The following is an 18,718-nucleotide window of genomic DNA, read 5'->3' as shown; positions in this document are numbered from 1 at the left end:
AGAAAAGTTCAGGTAAAAAAAAGCGCGGGCATTGCCGCGCTCAGTATTACTCTTCTTCCGCTTCTGTCGCGGGTTCCAGCTCGTTAAACCAGCTATCAAGCTTCTGGCGCAGCTTGTCTACACCCTGTTTTTTCAGCGAAGAGAAAGGCTCCACCTGTACATCGCCATTGAAGGCCAGTACCGCTTCGCGAACCATATTCACCTGCGCTTTACGCGCACCGCTTGCCAGCTTATCGGCTTTTGTCAGCAGCACCAGCACGGCAATATCGCTTGCGACGGCCCAGTCGATCATCTGCTGATCGAGATCTTTCAGCGGATGGCGAATGTCCATCAGCACCACCAGACCTTTCAGGCACATGCGTTTTTCCAGGTATTCGCCCAGCGCACGTTGCCATTTTATCTTCATCTCTTCAGGCACCTGCGCATAACCATATCCCGGCAAGTCGACCAGGCGTTTGCCTTCAGCCACTTCAAAGAGGTTGATCAGCTGGGTACGGCCAGGCGTTTTTGAGGTGCGCGCCAGGTTCTTCTGATTGGTCAGCGTATTCAGGGCGCTGGATTTCCCCGCATTGGAGCGGCCAGCAAAAGCCACTTCAATACCGGTATCAGATGGCAGGTGGCGAATATCGGGCGCACTGGTGACAAAATGCGTCTGTTGGTAGTTCCAGGTAGTCACGTGGTCGTCTCCAAAATCGTAATCTGGGGGGGATTATACCCGAATGCCAACAAAAGGCTTTTCTCATTACACAGAGCTTGCAGGGGAAAGCCCGCACTTGTGTGAGAGATCGGCTCATCATGCTATGGGAGATTTAAGAGAATTCGCAGGTGTCAAAAAAGTCAAACTGTTTTAAATCATAAGCTTATTTCCGGGTAATTGTCTGAAAATCTCTTTTTGCACCGTTTCGTTGCTTGTTAGTTTAAGCGAACAAGGTAAAGTATGCGTCAGGGCGAGGAAGCCAACAGGAATTCGACTTAAGGATTAGGGTCAGGAGCGCCAGGAGGCGAAGACGCAGGACAGTCAGGACGACCGGCGCTTGGAGGCGTTTTAAAAGGAAAGGGAACCGTACACGGACGGTATCAGCCAAGGGATAAACAGGGTTTGTTGTTGGTAAACATGGAATGTCTGACCCGCTAAGGGTTGTGAGTCAGGAAAAAAGGCGACAGATTGCTCTGTCGCCTTTTTTCTTTGCTTGCTTTCTGCTAGATTTCGCCGCAATTCTATACTGAAGAAAACGACTTAAAGACAAAACATCATGAAAAAACCAACCTCCGCAGCGGGTGCTAAACGCCCTGCGAAAGCACGCCGCAAAACGCGCGAAGAACTGAACCAGGAAGCGCGCGATCGCAAACGCGATAAAAAACATCGTGGCCATGCTGCGGGAAGCCGTGCGAACGGCGGTGGTGCAGCGGGCGCTTCTGCAAAAGGCAAACAGCAGAAAGATCCTCGTATCGGCAGTAAAACTCCCATTCCACTGGGCGTGACAGACACCCCGGTCACTAAGCAGCACAAACCAAAGAGCGAGAAACCTATGCTTTCACCGCAGGCTGAGCTGGATTTGCTGGAGAACGATGAGCGCCTGGACGCGCTGCTGGAACGTCTTGAAGAGGGTGAAACCCTGACCGCTGAAGAGCAATCATGGGTGGATGCCAAACTGGACCGCATTGATGAGCTGATGCAGAAGCTGGGTCTGTCTTATGACGACGAAGACGACGAAGAAGAAGATGAAAAGCAGGAAGATATGATGCGTCTTCTGAAGGGTGGAAACTAACATTTGCACCCGGCAGGTACGATAGTCCTGCTTATAACCCTTCCGGTTATATGTTATCTGGTGTGGTTATTCGTTAAACTACGGCGGTTGTCGCGGCGACAGAAGTGGCTGCGCACCCGAATGATGGCCCGCAACGGGGCCAGAACGGGCCGCCGTATACGAACGCGACACCAACGGAAGGAGTGAGCATGTCAGCACCAACTATCGACTGGGATTTGGCCCTAATCCAGAAATATAACTATTCCGGGCCGCGTTATACGTCATACCCCACTGCGCTGGAGTTCTCCGATGCCTTCGGCGAGGCGGATTTTCAGCAGGCTGTTGCGCGCTATCCTGAGCGCCCGCTGTCGCTCTACGTCCATATTCCGTTCTGCCACAAGCTCTGCTACTTCTGCGGCTGCAATAAAATCGTTACCCGTCAGCAGCATAAAGCCGATCAGTATCTCGATGCGCTCGAACAGGAAATTCTTCACCGCGCACCGCTGTTTAAAGGGCGTCACGTCAGCCAGCTTCATTGGGGCGGCGGCACGCCAACCTACCTGAATAAAGCGCAAATCACGCGTTTGATGACGCTTTTACGCAGCCACTTTAATTTTAACGACGATGCTGAAATCTCGATCGAGGTTGATCCGCGTGAAATTGAGCTGGATGTCCTGGATCACTTACGCGCGGAAGGCTTCAACCGTCTGAGCATGGGCGTGCAGGATTTCAACAAAGAGGTCCAGCGTCTGGTGAACCGCGAGCAGGACGAAGAGTTTATCTTTGCCTTGCTCAATCATGCGCGTGAAATCGGCTTTACGTCGACCAATATTGACCTGATTTACGGCCTGCCAAAACAGACGCCGGAGAGCTTTGCCTTCACGCTGAAACGTGTAGCCGAGCTTAACCCGGACCGCCTGAGCGTCTTTAACTACGCGCACCTGCCAACGTTGTTCGCCGCCCAGCGTAAAATCAAAGATGCTGATCTCCCTTCTGCTCAGCAGAAATTGGATATCCTGCAGGAAACCATTACTTCACTGACCGAGACCGGCTATCAGTTTATCGGTATGGATCACTTTGCTCGTCCGGATGACGAACTGGCGATCGCCCAGCGAGAAGGGGTGCTGCACCGCAACTTCCAGGGATACACCACGCAGGGCGATACCGATCTGCTCGGTCTGGGCGTCTCCGCGATAAGCATGATGGGCGACTGCTACGCGCAGAACCAGAAAGAGCTGAAGCTGTATTATCAGCAGGTGGATGAAACCGGCAACGCCCTGTGGCGCGGCATTGCGTTAACCCGTGATGACTGTATCCGTCGCGATGTGATCAAGGCGCTTATCTGCAACTTCCGTCTCGAATTCAGCGATGTTGAGGCGCACTGGGATCTGCACTTCAGGGATTACTTCGCGGAAGATCTGAAGCTTCTGGCACCGCTGGCGAAAGATGGGCTGGTGGAGGTGTCGGAGAGTGCCGTTGAGGTCACGCCGAAGGGGCGTCTGTTGATTCGTAACATCTGTATGTGCTTTGACGCGTATCTGCGCCAGAAGGCGCGCATGCAGCAGTTCTCGCGGGTAATTTAAGCAGCAATGCCGGGTGTCGCTTCGCTTACCCGGCCTACATTTGCGCTTTTGTAGGCCGGGTAAGGCGAAGCCGCCACCCGGCTTTTCATTGACAGCTCGCTAGCTAAACAGCCCCACCAGCGCCGCACACAAAACAGCCGCAACGGCGGTTTGTGGCGTGTGGCTTTCAACGGCTCCGCTAGAGAGCATATTTACCAAAGTTTCCAGCATGATCGACACCCTCAATTTCCGGGCACGATCATACAAAACTCATCAGAACAGTAAAGCGCAAAATAACGGCAATTTGCGCTCAATTAATAACCTTTACACTTCGGGTAAGATTACTCCATTCCCAGCTCTTTAAGCTTGCGCGTCAGGGTATTACGTCCCCATCCCAACAGGCGGGCGGCTTCCTGCTTATGGCCTTGCGTATGACGAAGCGCGGTGGTCAACAACGTACGTTCCATCTCTGGCTGGGCTTCAGACAACAAGTTTTGATGACCGGAACGCAGCGCGCGGTCGGCCCATTGTGCCAGCAGCGTCGCCCAACTGTCCGGCAACGCGTGACCGGTACTGCTCTCAGGCGCGGTCGCTTCAAACAGTTCGGCCGGTAAATCCTGAATTAACACTTCCTGCCCGGCAGCCATCACGGTTAACCAGCGACAGGTATTCTCCAGCTGACGCACGTTGCCAGGCCACGCCAGACGCGTCAGGGCGGCATCGGTTTCCGGGTGAAGCTGCTTGGCTTCCACACCCAGCTCGCGGGCGGCCACCTGCAGGAAATGGCGCGCCAGGCGGGGAATATCTTCCCGGCGCTCACGCAGCGGCGGCAGATGAACGCGAATCACGTTCAGGCGATGGAATAAATCCTCACGGAATTTGCCTTCCTGTACGCGTTGCTCCAGGTTCTGGTGCGTCGCGGCGATAATGCGCACGTCCACCTTCACCGGCGCGTAGCCGCCCACGCGATAAAACTGCCCGTCGGCCAGCACGCGCAACAGGCGGGTCTGAACATCCAGCGGCATATCGCCGATCTCGTCCAGGAAAAGCGTCCCGCCATCAGCCTGTTCGAAGCGCCCCTGGCGAATGGTATTCGCGCCGGTAAAGGCCCCCTTCTCGTGGCCGAACAGCTCGGACTCAATCAAATCTTTTGGGATCGCGGCCATATTCAGGGCGATAAACGGCGCTTTTGCTCGCGGGCTGTGGCGATGCAAGGCATGCGCCACAAGCTCTTTACCGGTTCCCGACTCACCGTTAATCAGCACGCTGATGGATGAACGCGACAGACGGCCAATAATGCGAAACACATCCTGCATCGCTGGCGCTTCGCCGATGATGTCGGTGGTAGGCCCAAAATCGGGCGCGTGACGCGGCTGTTGCTGCTCCTGGTAATGGCTAATCGCACGCTCAACCAGTGCCACCGCCTCATCGATATCAAACGGTTTGGGCAGATAATCGAACGCCCCTTGCTGATAGGCACTCACAGCGGCATCCAAATCGGAGTGTGCCGTCATTATGATGACCGGAAGCATAGGGTGGCGTTGTTTAATCTGCTTTAAAAGCGCCAGCCCGTCCATGCCCGGCATGCGAATATCCGAAAGCAGAACGTCTGGCGTTTTGGTGGTGAGTGCATCGAGCACGTCGCTGCCGCTCTCAAACGTCGTGCAGCTTAATCCTGCCCCTGTGAGCGCGCGTTCAAGCACCCAACGGATGGAGCTATCGTCATCGACTACCCAGACTATCCCTCGTTGCATAAACGTCACCTTTATTTTTTAATCGGCAGGAAAACCGAAAACTCGGTATGTCCCGGCCAACTGGTAAATTCAATTTTTCCGGAGTGCTGATCGATCAAGCTGCGGGCGATAGATAAGCCCAGGCCGGTCCCGCCTTCGCGACCGCTGACCATCGGATAAAACAGAGTGTCCTGAAGATGGGAGGGAATACCGGGCCCGTTATCCTCGACGTCAATGCGCGCCGCCAGCCGATAGCGCACGCCATGTAAGGTGAGCTGGAAGGCGGTACGGGTACGTAAAATAATCTCGCCCCCTTCCGGTCCCAGCGCCTGCAGGGCATTGCGCACGATATTCAACAGGACCTGCTCAATTTGATCCGGGTCATGCGCCAGTTCCGGCAGGCTGGGGTCGTAATCACGCACCAGCGTGACGTTCTCTGGCAGCTCCATCGAGACGAGTTTCACGACGCGTTCAGCCACCTTATGAATGCTTTCCGTAACATGCATTCCCGGCTGTTGCGGCCCCAGAAGACGGTCAACCAGATTACGCAGACGGTCCGCCTGCTCAATGATGACGTTGGTGTACTCCGCCAGCGCAGGATCGGGTAACGCCTTGGTCAGAAGCTGCGCCGCACCGCGTAACCCACCCAGCGGGTTTTTGATTTCATGGGCCAGACCACGCACCAGGTCACGGGCGGCAATTTGCTGCGCATGCTGGAGCTGCTCCTGGCTCAGGCGACGCTGATTATCCATCGGCGCCATTTCAAGCAGGATCATCCCTTCTGGAAGTCGTTGCGCAGTCAGCGACAGGATATGCGAGCGCCCGTCGATCACCAGTGTCACTTCGTTATCGGTAAACCCCTGGCCGGCCTGCAAACTTTCCTGCATCAGGCCAATATTCAGCGAAAAATAGCTCAGGAGTTCCGGAAGCGGGGTACCAAACAGTTTCCGCGCGCTTTGGGCCAGCAGCTGCTGCGCCGCCGGGTTGGCGTAATGAACGGCCAGCTCGTCGTCGACCAGCAAGATACTGTTAATTAAAGAATTGAGGATCTGCCCAGCATCGGGCAGCGTGCCAGTTGCCATTCAGCAGTCTCCTGGAGTCGTTGCACTGTTTTAGTGCAGTATAGCTTTTTCGGCGTAAAAAGCGCGTGAGATCAGGTTGTTGGTGGAGAAAAAAGCCCATCCGGAGATGGGCTAAAAGTTTCCACGGCAACTACTCCCGGCGCTTGTCACGCCGGGTAAAACAACTTAATTAAACGCTGTAGTACAGCTCGAACTCAACCGGGTGCGGCGTCATGCGCACGCGGTCGTTCTCTTCGGTACGCAGGGCGATGTAAGCATCGATAGCGTCGTCAGTGAACACGCCGCCCGCCGTCAGGAACTCACGGTCTGCGTCCAGCGCCTGCAGGGCTTCTTCCAGAGAGCCAGCAACCTGTGGGATCTCTTTCGCTTCTTCTGGCGGCAGGTCGTACAGGTTTTTGTCCATCGCTTCGCCTGGGTGGATCTTGTTCTTGATACCGTCCAGACCGGCCATCAGCAGTGCTGCGAAGCACAGGTATGGGTTAGCCGCTGGGTCCGGGAAGCGAACTTCGATACGACGCGCTTTAGGAGACGCCACCACCGGGATACGGATAGAAGCAGAACGGTTACGCGCAGAGTAAGCCAGCATGACTGGTGCTTCGTAGCCCGGGACCAGACGCTTGTAGGAGTTCGTGGTTGGGTTCGCCAGGGCGTTGATCGCTTTCGCGTGTTTGATAACGCCGCCAATGTAGTACAGCGCCTGCTCAGACAGACCAGCATATTTGTCGCCAGAGAACAGGTTGGTGCCGTTCTTGGACAGAGACATGTGGCAGTGCATACCGGAACCGTTATCGCCAAACATCGGTTTTGGCATGAAGGTCGCGGTTTTACCGAAACGGTGCGCAACGTTATGCACAACGTATTTGTAGATCTGAATTTCGTCCGCTTTTTTGGTCATGGTGTTGAAGCGGGTAGCCACTTCGTTCTGACCCGCAGTCGCGACTTCGTGGTGGTGAGCTTCAACCACCAGGCCCATCTCTTCCATCACCAGACACATGGTGGAACGGATGTCCTGTGCAGAATCGACCGGTGGAACCGGGAAGTAACCGCCTTTCACGCCTGGACGGTGACCTTTGTTACCACCTTCGTATTTGGTGGAGGAGTTCCATGCACCTTCGATGTCGTCGATTGCTACGTGGGAGCCAGAAATAGAGGCACCGAAACGGATGTCATCGAACAGGAAGAACTCTGGCTCTGGCCCGAACAGCACGGTGTCCGCGATGCCGGTAGAACGCAGGTACTCTTCAGCGCGTTTAGCGATAGAACGTGGGTCGCGGTCGTAGCCCTGCAGCGTGCCTGGCTCGAGGATGTCGCAACGGATGATCAGGGTTGGTTCTTCGAAGAACGGATCAATGACCGCGGTGGTCGCATCTGGCATCAGAACCATGTCGGATTCGTTAATGCCTTTCCAGCCACCAATGGAGGAGCCGTCAAACATTTTGCCTTCTTCAAAGAATTCGGCGTTCACCTGATGAGCAGGGATTGTGACGTGCTGTTCTTTACCTTTGGTATCAGTGAAGCGCAGATCAACAAACTTCACTTCATGTTCGTTCAGCATCGTCAAAACGTGTTCAGCGGACATACTTAACTCTCCAGATTGGTCATTGTCGTCGTGGTAACGAGGTCTTCAATTTCTGTTTGTACTGGCCGTGTGCCATGTATTTTTATAAAGCGAAATCTGTGCCAACTTTTAAAACACCCCAAAAAGGCGTTATCATGCGCACCATAGTGCAAAAGGGCTGCACCACAATGGATTTGTTGCACCAGTATAGTGCTTCAATGTGAACATTGAGCACCATATTGGTGCAATTTACGTTAAAGTGCCCTTTTACCGCTCCGTGAAAGCGATCACAAAGCATCTCTGCAATACTTGTTTGCGGGGGATGTTTGTGATCCTGTTTTGTAGTGCGATTAATCCGTGTACAATAACGCGCTATTTCTAAATGCCTGAGGCAAAGTTGTGATCGAAAATTTGCGTAACATCGCCATCATCGCGCACGTAGACCATGGTAAAACTACCCTGGTTGACAAGCTGCTGCAGCAATCCGGTACGTTTGATGCGCGTGCCGAAACCCAAGAACGCGTGATGGACTCCAACGATTTGGAGAAAGAGCGTGGGATTACCATCCTCGCGAAAAACACCGCGATTAAATGGAATGACTACCGTATCAACATCGTTGATACCCCAGGGCACGCCGACTTCGGTGGTGAAGTTGAACGTGTAATGTCCATGGTAGACTCCGTTCTGCTGGTCGTTGACGCAATGGATGGCCCAATGCCACAGACGCGCTTCGTGACCAAAAAAGCTTTCGCCCATGGTCTGAAGCCAATCGTTGTTATCAACAAAGTTGACCGTCCTGGCGCGCGTCCTGACTGGGTTGTTGACCAGGTCTTCGACCTGTTCGTTAACCTCGACGCGACCGACGAGCAGCTGGACTTCCCTATCGTTTACGCGTCTGCGCTGAACGGTATCGCTGGTCTGGACCATGAAGACATGGCTGAAGACATGACCCCGCTGTATCAGGCGATTGTTGACCGTGTTCCTGCGCCAAACGTTGACCTGGACGGCACCCTGCAGATGCAGATCTCCCAGCTCGACTACAACAACTATGTTGGCGTCATCGGCATTGGTCGTATCAAGCGCGGTAAAGTGAAGCCTAACCAGCAGGTCACTATCATTGATAGCGAAGGCAAAACCCGTAACGGTAAAGTCGGTAAAGTCCTGACTCACCTGGGTCTTGAGCGTATCGAGAGCGACATCGCGGAAGCGGGCGACATCATCGCGATCACCGGTCTGGGCGAGCTGAACATCTCCGACACCATCTGCGATCCGCAGAACGTCGAAGCGCTGCCTGCTCTGTCCGTTGATGAACCAACCGTATCCATGTTCTTCAACGTCAACACCTCTCCGTTCTGTGGCAAAGAAGGTAAATTCGTTACCTCTCGTCAGATCCTTGACCGCCTGAACAAAGAGCTGGTGCACAACGTTGCGCTGCGCGTTGAAGAAACTCAGGATGCTGACGCATTCCGCGTTTCGGGTCGTGGCGAGCTGCACCTGTCAGTCCTGATCGAAAACATGCGTCGTGAAGGTTTCGAGATGGCGGTTTCCCGTCCGAAAGTTATCTTCCGCGAAATCGACGGCCGTAAACAAGAGCCGTTTGAGAACGTAACGCTGGACGTTGAAGAGCAGCACCAGGGTTCTGTTATGCAGGCACTGGGCGAGCGTAAAGGCGACCTGAAAAACATGAATCCAGATGGCAAAGGCCGCGTACGTCTCGACTACGTGATCCCAAGCCGTGGCCTGATCGGCTTCCGTTCTGAGTTCATGACCATGACCTCCGGTACCGGTCTGCTGTACTCCACCTTCAGCCACTACGACGACGTGCGTCCGGGTGAAGTGGGCCAGCGTAACAACGGCGTGCTGATCTCCAACGGTCAGGGTAAAGCGGTTGCGTTCGCGCTGTTCGGTCTGCAGGATCGCGGTAAGCTGTTCCTGGGTCACGGTGCAGAAGTTTACGAAGGCCAGATCATCGGTATTCACAGTCGTTCTAACGACCTGACCGTAAACTGCCTGACCGGTAAGAAACTGACCAACATGCGTGCGTCCGGTACTGACGAAGCAACGGTTCTGGTTCCACCGATCAAGATGACTCTGGAGCAGGCTCTGGAATTCATCGATGACGACGAACTGGTCGAAGTGACGCCTCTGTCAATTCGTATCCGTAAACGTCACCTGACTGAGAACGATCGTAAACGTGCTATGCGCGGTGCGAAAGAAGACTAATACGGTCAATCCGTAGTAAAAAAGCCGCTGAGAAATCAGCGGCTTTTTTGTTAGAACGAGTACCGTAACCCCAGGCGAATTCGGTACTGCTCGCGGTTGTAATCATTCCATCTGTCCAGCCACTGAAGTTCGAGGTACGGCAGCCAGTTTCTGTCGATCTTATAGCTGAATTTATTGGTGATTTCCCAGTGATGGTCTTTGCCATTTTTGCTGTGATAATCATTCACCCGCTGGAAAAAGTGCGGTTCAAACGTGTAGAAAAACGCATCCGTTACTTTGAAATTCCAGTAGTTGGCAAACTCGTGCGTGTCGTTCTTATCCATCTGACCGTTATAGTCCGGCGTATCGTAATTGTTATGGTTATAGCGATAGCGGAAGGTCAGGTTAAACCAGTCGATGAATTTATAGTTGGTGTCCAGATAGACGGCACCACCCGAACCGGCGCTGCTGTCATTAATCAATCCGCCGGGCTGGAAGGTGAGTTTGTCGGTGGGTTTAAAGAGCGGATACCATCCCTCTATTTCGTTATAGCTGTGCTTCAGCTCATCCCATTTCCCCACGTTATAGGCATTAGTGAACATCAGCCCCGCGCCCATATCAAAGTTATATCCCGCACGCAGGATCACCTCGTGCAGTTCAGAGGCCGTATTGTAAGCTTCGCGGGTTTCGACATAGGCCCCGGCAAATACCGGGCAGGACACAGACGACACGATCAGTACAGTGATGATTCTTTTCATAATTTGTCCATGTATCAGGTACAGAAAGGCCTCCCTCCTGATTAACAGGAAGGACATATTGGCCGGATTTATTGTTATAAAGTGACTGCTGACGCTTTATTGTTGGTGGTTATCTCAGGGGTATTCGCTGATTGTTTTTTCCGTTTTCCAATCTCCTCGATAATAAAGGCGAAGCGCGCTTCGTTGAGTTTATAAAACAGCCCCATGGTCACAGCGGCGACGATTGCCAGACCGCATGGCCAGAGGAAAATAAGCTGACGCAATCCCAGCAGCGTGCCCGCGCTTTGAACGGCATGGGGAACGTAGCCAATCTGGGTCAGCATGATGCCGGGCAGGAAGCCAGCGAGGGCGGCGGATATTTTGCGCGAGAAGGTATAACCGGTGTAAACCGACCCTTCGGCGCGGATGCCGGTTTTCCATTCGCCATAGTCGACGGTATCCGGCACCAGCGCCCAGTTCAGGCTGTTCACAAACGCCGTGCCGAAGAAGGCCATGCAGGAAAACAGCACAAACAGCAGGGAGCTGGTCCCCCAGAAGAAGTTCAGCACGTCACCCACTGCCCACAGTGCCAGCCCACCCAGATACACCGGCTTCTTGCCAAAGCGCTTCACCGCGCCGGGCACCAGAAACACGCCAATCAGAATGCAGCCCATGCTGAAAAAACCCATCCACGACAGCAGATGAAGATCGTTCAGCACGTACTGGGTGTAATAGACCTGAATCGCCAGCTTGATGTTAAACGCGGCGAGGGTACACAGGTTGGCGATGCACAGCACCAGCAGTGGCGGGTTGCGGAAAATCGCGCAGAACGATTTCAGAATGCCGGGCTTATGGTGATCGGGCGTGAGCTCCACGTAGCGTTCTTTCACACCGCTGTAGCACCACCACATGCAGAACAGGCCACCCGTCACAAACACCAGCGCGGCCACCAGATAACCGAGTGAGGGCTGGTGGACGAACAGTGCCTGAATGGGCATAAAGCCCACGGTGCAGAGCAACAGCCCCACCGTCGCGCCGCCCTGACGCCAGGCGGCCAGCTGCGCACGCTCGTTCGGGTTTTTGGTTATGGCCGGAACCATCGCGCCGTAGGAGCAATTCATCAGGCTGTAGCACAGGCCAAACAGCATAAAGAGCACCGTGGCGAGCGCCGTTTTCACCGTCAGGCTAAAGTCGTTGGCCATAAACTGCGCCGTCGCGACCAGCGCCACCGGGACGGAGGCGTAGAGAATGAACGGCCGGAATTTTCCCTTCTTACCGATATTCCGCCGGGAGTCCAGCAGCACGCCGGTCAGCATGTCGGTAAACGCGGTGAAGAATTTCGCCACCAGGAAAATAATGCCGCCATAGAACGCGGGCATGCCCAGTTCATCGGTGTAAAACTTCAGCAAATACAGCGTGCCAATACACAGCATCAGGTTCGAGCCAAAATCGCCCATCCCGTAGGCGCACTTCTCACGCAGGCTCAATTTCAGGGTTAACGGATCAGTATTATCTCTCATGGTCGATCCTCAGAGCGCCCCGCAGGGCGCTCTATCACGTCATTTATGCCGTACGCTTGCGCAGTTCGATCTCTTCGACGATGCGCACATACATCTTCTCGTTGAGGTTGTAGAAGCAGCCCATCGCCACGATGGTGATGACCGCCAGCAGGCTTGGATAGATAAATATCAGCTGCCGCAGCCCTTCAACCGTACCGGCGGATTGCACTACGTTGGGCACATAGCCGATCTGCGTGAGCATGATCCCCGGGAAGAAGCCCGCCAGCGCCTGAGATACCTTGCGGAAGAAGGTAAAGCCGGTATAGACCGTTCCCTCAGAGCGCAAGCCGGTGCGCCACTCGCCGTACTCCACGGTGTCGGAGACCAGCGCCCAGTTCAGGCTGTTCACAAACGCGGAACCGAAGAACGCGAGGCAGGAGAACGCCACAAAGCTCACCGAGCCGCCGCCGAAGAAGTAGTTGAGCAGATCGCCCGCCACCCAAATCATCAGCCCGCTGATGTAGACCTTTTTCTTACCGAAGCGCCGCACCGCGCCGGGCATCATAAAGACGCCGATAAAAATACAGCCCATGCTGAAGAAGCCCATATACGACAGCAGAATCGGGTCGTTCAGCACGTACTGCGTGTAGTAGACCTGGATGGCGAGCTTGACGTTAAAGGCACCCAGCGTGCACAGGTTTGCAATGCACAGGATAAACAGCGGACGGTTCCCGGCGATGGCGCGAAAAGACTGTAACAGCCCCGGCTTTTGCGCCGGATTGGCAGGCTGCATCTCGACGTAACGCTCGGTCACGCCCTTATAGCACCACCACATAAAGAACAGCCCGAACAGCGAGAAGAGGGTGGCGGCAAAGATATAGCCCAGCTGATCGTTGCCTTCAATCAGGTTCATCACCGGGACAAAGCCCACGGTACAGAGCAGCAGGCCGAGCGTGGCACCGCCCTGACGCCATGCGGCCAGCGAGGCGCGCTCGTCCGGGTTTTTGGTAATGGCGGGCACCATCGCGCCGTAAGAACAGTTCATCATGCTGAAGAACAGGCCGTACAGCATAAACAGCACGGTTGCCATCACCGTTTTACCGGTCACCTCAAACGGCGTGCCGACGAAGTTGGCAATCGCCAGCAGCGTCACCGGGAAGGCGGCGTATAGCACGAACGGGCGGAATTTCCCTTTCGGGCCAATCTTGCGCCGGGAGTCGAGCATGATCCCGGTGCCCATATCGGTGAAGGCGGTAAAGAACTTCGCAATCAGGAAGATGATCCCGCCGTAGGTGCCCGGCAGCCCCAGCACGTCGGTGTAAAACTTCAGCAGATACAGCGTGCCGATATCCAGCAGGATGTTAGAGCCGAGATCGCCCATCCCGTAGGCGAGTTTCTCTTTAAACGGCAGGCGCAGGGTTGCCGGATCAGAAGTATGTTGACTCATTATTGTTCTCCGTCTGCCCGCAGGTTTCCCTGCGGGCGAGCCTTATCAGATATGACGTAAGGTGCTAAACAGATCTGCCCATTCACTGTGCTGGCGATAGAAGACCGGTGGCTTGCCGAGTGGGGCATCAACGGTCACGTCACCGCCCTGGCAGCATTCCCCGGTCCACGCATTCACCCAGTTGTCCTGCGGCAGATAGAGCGTCCAGTCCGTGCGCCCCTCTTCGTGAACGGGCGCCACCAGCAGATCGCGGCCAAACAGATACTGGTATTTCAGCGTGTAGGCGCGTGCGTCGTCCTCGTAGTGCAGGAACAGCGGGCGCATCACCGGCAGGCCGCTTTTCGCGTTCTGCGCGACGGCGGCTTTGATATACGGCTTCAGGGTGGTGAAAACGGTGGTCATGCGCGCGAAGTGCGCGATGGTTTCCGCATCGCCGTCGAACTGCCAGTTATCGCCAGGACGGTTACCTTCGTGGGTGCGCATCATCGGCGTGAAGGCGTTAAAATCGCACCAGCGCAGCAGCAACTCTTTACTGCGCTTCATCTCGAACAGGGTGGTATAGCCGCCGATGTCGCTGTGGTGCAGGCCATGCCCGGTCATCGCCAGAGACAGCGCCGCAGGCACCACGGATGCCAGACCGTCGTCCAGGCTCCAGTCGACGTTCTGATCTCCCGCCCACATCATCACCGAGTGCTTCTGGCTGCCGGTGTAGCCTGCGCGCATAAAGAACAGGATCTCGCCAAGTTTGCCGGCCTCCTCCAGCGCCTCGTAGTTACATTTGGCCCACAGGGCTGGCCACGCGTTGTGCATGATCTCTGCGCTAACGCCGTTGTGCAGGAACGTGTCAGTCGGCAGATATTCCCCGAAATCGGCCATCCAGCCGCCGCAACCCAGTTCGATCAGGTTCTTTTTGATGACCTCTTTGTACCAGTCGTAGGCTTCAGGATTGGTCAGGTCGATGACGCCCGCATAGAACTCGCCAAACTCGACGTGGTAGTCCTTGCCGTCGGCATTTTTAGTCAGATAGCCGCGTTTCGCTGCTTCTTCGCAGAGATCTTTATCGCTGGCGACGTACGGGTTGATGTAGGAGAGGAACTGCACGCCTTCCTGTTTCCATTGTGGAATACGCTCGTCAAGCTGTGGGTACAGCTCGCTGTTCCACTTCCAGTTCCACATCACGCGTTTGCCGAAGGAGGTCATGCGAATGCCGGACCAGTCCTGCGCCCAGATGCCGTTCACCTTCACGCCCCCTTTGCGCATGACGTCGAGCTTCTGCTGACAGACCTCGGTGCCGCCCTGAATACCCAGCGTCACGCCGTCGTAAACCCAGTCTGGCAGTTCAGGCTGACGCCCCAGCAGTCCGGTGAGTTTTTCCAGCAGACCGACGTAGGTTTCCGCACAGTCGAAGCGCAACGTGGCGGTATCTTCCCAGAACGCCAGTTCGTGGAAGTCCGGCGCGCTGAAGTCAAAATTCATGTAGCAGCTGTTGTCCACGTGGCAGTAGTACTTCTGGGTGCTCACGAAGGTAGGCTGTGGGAAGAAGGTCCAGTAGTAATCGCCGCCTGCGTTCTCTTTGCAGTCGGCCTGCCAGGTCACGTAGGTTTGCTTGTTACGGCCCACGCCTTGTTCGCTGGTCCACAGCGGGAACGGCTTGCCGCGCAGATCGAAATAAGAGAACTGCTCGCCGCAGCCGTAAATGTGATCTTCTGGCTGAGCCGCCAGCCGCAGCCAGATGCGGTTATGGCGGGTGGCATCGTTTTTAAGCTTCATCTCCAGGCGGCCTTCGCCATCCACGCCCACCAGCAGCGTCGCGCTGACCGCATCGCCACGGGTAAAGCGGATCGCCCAGCCCGCGCTTTGCTGCGTGACGGTTGCGTCCGTCAGCGCGATCTTTTCGTTCAGTTTGTCCTTGATGCTGAAATTGCCGCGAAACATCTCAATATCGGCGACGCCTTCACCGATCCACAGGCAGGGCGCATCCGCGGTATGGGACAAAATCAGGCGGTTTTCCCAGTGCAGGGTGAAACCCCTTTCGTTATTTTTCAGGTCAATATTGTGTAGGGTACGCATAAAAACTCCGTCTTTTATTATTTGGCCAGGCAGTCCAGCAAACCGGCGGCCGTTGCCGGGGCTAAGCCCGGTGCCAGCGGCAAACGTGGGATCACCAGGCAGTGCAGCAGATGGTAAATATCCTGCTTGCCGTCCCAGACTTTGGTTGTCACTTCGTTATGGGTATCCAGCTCCTGCCACCAGGAACCGTTCTCGTAATCCATCAGGTACTTAATGCAGTAATCCCACCACTTCTGATACCAGGCTTCATACTGTGCTTCGCCGGTTACGGTGTAGAGTGCGTAAGCCGTGCCCATCGCCTCGACGATAGGCCAGCGCACGCGTTCACGGACAATAGGCTTACCATCCCAGCCTACGGAGTAGACGAAACCATCGGCCCCGTCCGGTGCCCAGGCGTCGCGGATGGTGGCATGGAACAGTCCTTTCGCATCTTCCAGCAGCCACTCCGGCGGGGTTTCAAAACGGGCTTCCAGCGCGGCGCGCAGGTGCAACATCAGGCGGCCCCACTCGATCCAGTGGCCCGGGGTGCCGCCGTAGGCGCGGAAACGGTGGGCAGGATTGTCGATGTTGTAATCGCGGATCGGGTTCCAGTCGGTGTCGAAATGCTCGTTAACGCGGTAATCACCCTTGCGCGCCACGTCGTGAATAATCACCGAGGCGATGCGCAGGGCGCGGTCGAGCCACTTGCGGTCGTGCGTGACGTCATAGACGATCAGGAACGCTTCAACGGCATGCATGTTGGCGTTGCCGCCGCGATAATCCTCGGTTTTGCTAAAGGCCTCGTCCCAGGATTCGAGGCACATTTGTTCTTCCTCGCTCCAGAAATAGCGCTCGATCACCTCAATCGCATCGTCCAGCAGTCTGCGCGCCTGCGGATGGCCGGTGGTCACGGCGCTCGCCGCGCCCAGCAGCACGAAGAAATGCTGATAGCCCTGCTTGGAGGCGTCGATCACGCCTTCATCGTTCACACAGGCGTACCAGCCGCCGTGCTGTTTGTCGCGCAGCGGGCCGTTGAGGGCATTAATGCCGTGCTCAACCAGGGCATACGCCCCGGGACGCCCCATATTGGCGGCCACCGCATACACGTGCAGCATGCGGGCGGTGATCCACAGATGCGTACCCATATCGCTACGCACCTGGCCGTTATTGCCCAGCCAGCCAAAGCCGGTCGGCACGGCGGCGTTTTTACCGAAATCGAAAATACGGTCGGTCTCTTGTTCGAGCCAGCGGTTATGGCTCAGGGTGTTAAACCATTTCATGTTCGGGTCCTTTCTTAGCGGCGAGCTATCATTTCGTCGACGATCTCACCCAAACGCTGCAGTTTTGGCACAGAGACGTCGCGTAGCATCATTTCAGTATCCGGCAGCCCCACCACGGAGGACCACACGGCGCGACCGGCTAAAAAGCCTGAAGCCCCCGCCTGCATGGCAACCTGCACCGCGCGCGGGAAGAGCTTGTCATCCACGCCGGAAGAGAGGATCACCCACGGCATATTGATTTCCGCGTTCAGCTTTTGCGAGGCGGCCAGCAGTTCCTGCTGCGTACCTTTACCGAACAGCGGCATCTCCACTTTGTAGAGGTCGGCACCGCTATCGCCCAGCTCTCTGGCGGCGTCGATAATCGCCTGCTCGCGGTTGAACGCGGCACCGCGACGCGGCGGACGCACCACCGGTTCGATAATGCTAAGCAGTCCGTTGCTATGGCACAGCGTATTGAACGCCTTCACCATCTCCAGACGTTGCTGCGGATCTTCATCGCTGCGCCACAGCACCAGCAGCTTCAGCGCCTTGCCGCCATCGCGTTTTACTGCCTGCGCGTCGATGTTTTTGTCGATCACCACGCTATCGACCGGAATACCGTTGCCCGGTATAAACTCGTCCGCTGCCACAATCATCGCGCAGCTTTTGGCGACGGCCTGCTGCTCGACGATCTGGCGATAGCAGAACTGCTGGTCAACCAGAATAGCGGAGGCATACGGCGACAGGATTTTGGCCGCGTTAACCTTAAAATCCGTGAGGTGCTGGTCGGTTACCGGCACCGGCGCGCCTGCCGCAGCAAACATCAGGCGCATCGCTTCGCGCTGGTCCACGGCCAGCATGGCAAAACCGCCGGAAGGTCGGGTGATATCTTTCAGGGTGTACATCGTCATTCCTCAGTCCTTTTCGTATCAGTGTGATTTTTTCAGCCCGGCAGATGCGCGAACCTGTTCAAGAATGGCCGTCCAGTCTTCGCGCCCGCGCCCGGCGGCGCGAGCCTGGTTGTAAACTTCACGGGAAGCCGCGCCGAGCGGCATGGGAACGTGGAGCTGGTTGGCCACGTCCAGGGCGATCCCCAGATCTTTATGCGCAAGGTCGATCATGAAGGCGGGTGAAAGATCCCCTTTCAGCACCTTGTTCGGCCATGAGGTCGTGAAGTGGCCTTTGCCTGCCGGCGTGCCGCTCATGACCTTGAGCGCCACGTCGAAGGAGAGGCCGAGCGCTTCGCACAGTACGGCCGCCTCTGCTGAAAGCGCGTTCAGGGCGATGCTCATGTAGTTATTGATAAGCTTCACGCGGATGCCCATGCCCGGCCCGCCAGCGTTGATCAGCTCATTGCCCATCGCCATTAATACCGGCGTGGCGCGCTCAACCTGCTGCGCCGTGCCGCCTGCCAGCAGAAGTAACGTACCGGCGATGGCATGGTCAGACGTTCGTCCGACGGGGACGTCCATCAGGCTGAAGCCGCGCTCCGCCATGTCACGGATCAGCGCGTCAGTTTGCAGTGGATGAATGGTGGACATATCGATCACCAGCGCGTCGCGGGATAACCCTTCGCAAACGCCGTGCTCACCAAACAGTACGCTGCGCACCAGGTCGCCGTTGGGCAGCATGGTAATGACGAATTCGGCATCCGCAGCGGCCTGCGCTGGCGTCGCCACTGCCTGTGCGCCACTCTCCACCAGCGTCTGAACGGCCTGCGGGTTCACATCAAAGACCTGAAGCCGGTGACCTTGTTTCAGCAGATTCTTCGCCATTGGCGCGCCCATCTGCCCTAAACCGATAAATGCGATTGCTGACATGCCTTTCTCCTGTCACATCGTG

15 protein-coding genes are annotated in these 18,718 nt (G+C 55.9%); 3 read left to right on the top strand and 12 right to left on the bottom strand.

Features of this window, described 5'->3' with window-relative positions; genetic code table 11:
* Nucleotides 1-46 precede the first annotated feature (46 nt).
* A complete protein-coding gene (yihA, locus tag A4308_RS06955; protein WP_014885764.1) occupies nucleotides 47-676 on the bottom strand; it encodes a ribosome biogenesis GTP-binding protein YihA/YsxC in 630 nt (209 codons plus the stop codon).
* A 577-nt stretch (nucleotides 677-1,253) separates the two neighbouring features.
* On the opposite strand from yihA, the gene yihI reads away from it, so the two are divergent.
* Together yihI and hemN are read left to right on the top strand one after the other, a co-directional pair.
* On the top strand, nucleotides 1,254-1,769 hold the full coding sequence (yihI, locus tag A4308_RS06950) for a Der GTPase-activating protein YihI (RefSeq protein ID WP_014885763.1): 516 nt from the start codon (nucleotides 1,254-1,256) through the stop codon (nucleotides 1,767-1,769).
* 188 nt (nucleotides 1,770-1,957) lie between these two features.
* A complete protein-coding gene (gene hemN / locus A4308_RS06945; protein ID WP_032635196.1) occupies nucleotides 1,958-3,331 on the top strand; it encodes an oxygen-independent coproporphyrinogen III oxidase in 1,374 nt (457 codons plus the stop codon).
* A gap of 99 nt (nucleotides 3,332-3,430) precedes the next feature.
* Here the strand turns inward: hemN and A4308_RS22390 are convergent, their stop codons facing one another.
* The 4 genes from A4308_RS22390 to glnA all read right to left on the bottom strand — a co-directional run bounded on the left by A4308_RS22390 (nucleotide 3,431) and on the right by glnA (nucleotide 7,704).
* Entirely contained in the window at nucleotides 3,431-3,541 is a 111-nt protein-coding gene (locus A4308_RS22390) for a YshB family small membrane protein (RefSeq protein WP_023331639.1), read from the bottom strand.
* A 110-nt stretch (nucleotides 3,542-3,651) separates the two neighbouring features.
* The gene (gene glnG / locus A4308_RS06935) at nucleotides 3,652-5,064 is read right to left on the bottom strand and encodes a nitrogen regulation protein NR(I) (RefSeq protein ID WP_014885761.1); all 1,413 of its coding nucleotides are present in this window, start codon (nucleotides 5,062-5,064) and stop codon (nucleotides 3,652-3,654) included.
* 11 nt (nucleotides 5,065-5,075) lie between these two features.
* Entirely contained in the window at nucleotides 5,076-6,125 is a 1,050-nt protein-coding gene (glnL, locus tag A4308_RS06930; protein WP_014885760.1) for a nitrogen regulation protein NR(II), read from the bottom strand.
* Between the two features lie 169 nt (nucleotides 6,126-6,294).
* Nucleotides 6,295-7,704: a glutamate--ammonia ligase gene (gene glnA / locus A4308_RS06925; RefSeq protein WP_008501856.1), complete on the bottom strand. Its 1,410-nt coding sequence runs from the start codon at nucleotides 7,702-7,704 to the stop codon at nucleotides 6,295-6,297.
* 378 nt (nucleotides 7,705-8,082) lie between these two features.
* Here glnA and typA point away from each other — a divergent pair, with 378 nt between their 5' ends.
* Nucleotides 8,083-9,906: a ribosome-dependent GTPase TypA gene (gene typA / locus A4308_RS06920; RefSeq protein ID WP_014885759.1), complete on the top strand. Its 1,824-nt coding sequence runs from the start codon at nucleotides 8,083-8,085 to the stop codon at nucleotides 9,904-9,906.
* A 50-nt stretch (nucleotides 9,907-9,956) separates the two neighbouring features.
* On the opposite strand, the gene ompL is transcribed toward typA, so the two are convergent.
* The 7 genes from ompL to yihU all read right to left on the bottom strand — a co-directional run bounded on the left by ompL (nucleotide 9,957) and on the right by yihU (nucleotide 18,696).
* Nucleotides 9,957-10,643 carry a porin OmpL gene (gene ompL, locus A4308_RS06915; protein WP_014885758.1) on the bottom strand — a complete coding sequence of 229 codons (687 nt, stop codon included), beginning with the start codon at nucleotides 10,641-10,643 and terminating at the stop codon, nucleotides 9,957-9,959.
* Between the two features lie 74 nt (nucleotides 10,644-10,717).
* A complete protein-coding gene (locus A4308_RS06910) occupies nucleotides 10,718-12,142 on the bottom strand; it encodes an MFS transporter (protein WP_023331636.1) in 1,425 nt (474 codons plus the stop codon).
* A gap of 43 nt (nucleotides 12,143-12,185) precedes the next feature.
* Nucleotides 12,186-13,568: an MFS transporter gene (locus tag A4308_RS06905; RefSeq protein ID WP_045281571.1), complete on the bottom strand. Its 1,383-nt coding sequence runs from the start codon at nucleotides 13,566-13,568 to the stop codon at nucleotides 12,186-12,188.
* A gap of 45 nt (nucleotides 13,569-13,613) precedes the next feature.
* Nucleotides 13,614-15,638 carry an alpha-glucosidase gene (locus tag A4308_RS06900; protein WP_049011402.1) on the bottom strand — a complete coding sequence of 675 codons (2,025 nt, stop codon included), beginning with the start codon at nucleotides 15,636-15,638 and terminating at the stop codon, nucleotides 13,614-13,616.
* 17 nt (nucleotides 15,639-15,655) lie between these two features.
* On the bottom strand, nucleotides 15,656-16,897 hold the full coding sequence (gene yihS / locus A4308_RS06895) for a sulfoquinovose isomerase (protein WP_045281573.1): 1,242 nt from the start codon (nucleotides 16,895-16,897) through the stop codon (nucleotides 15,656-15,658).
* Nucleotides 16,898-16,911: 14 nt separating this feature from the next.
* Nucleotides 16,912-17,787, bottom strand: a complete 876-nt coding sequence (gene yihT, locus A4308_RS06890) for a sulfofructosephosphate aldolase (protein WP_023331633.1) — start codon at nucleotides 17,785-17,787, stop codon at nucleotides 16,912-16,914.
* Between the two features lie 18 nt (nucleotides 17,788-17,805).
* The gene (gene yihU / locus A4308_RS06885; RefSeq protein WP_023331632.1) at nucleotides 17,806-18,696 is read right to left on the bottom strand and encodes a sulfolactaldehyde 3-reductase; all 891 of its coding nucleotides are present in this window, start codon (nucleotides 18,694-18,696) and stop codon (nucleotides 17,806-17,808) included.
* Between the last annotated feature and the right edge of the window lie 22 nt (nucleotides 18,697-18,718).

Source organism: Enterobacter sp. ODB01, assembly GCF_001623605.1.
Classification (GTDB): domain Bacteria; phylum Pseudomonadota; class Gammaproteobacteria; order Enterobacterales; family Enterobacteriaceae; genus Enterobacter; species Enterobacter kobei.
Note: the sequence above shows the minus strand (reverse complement) of the source record. Positions and strands in the feature narration are given on the sequence as shown.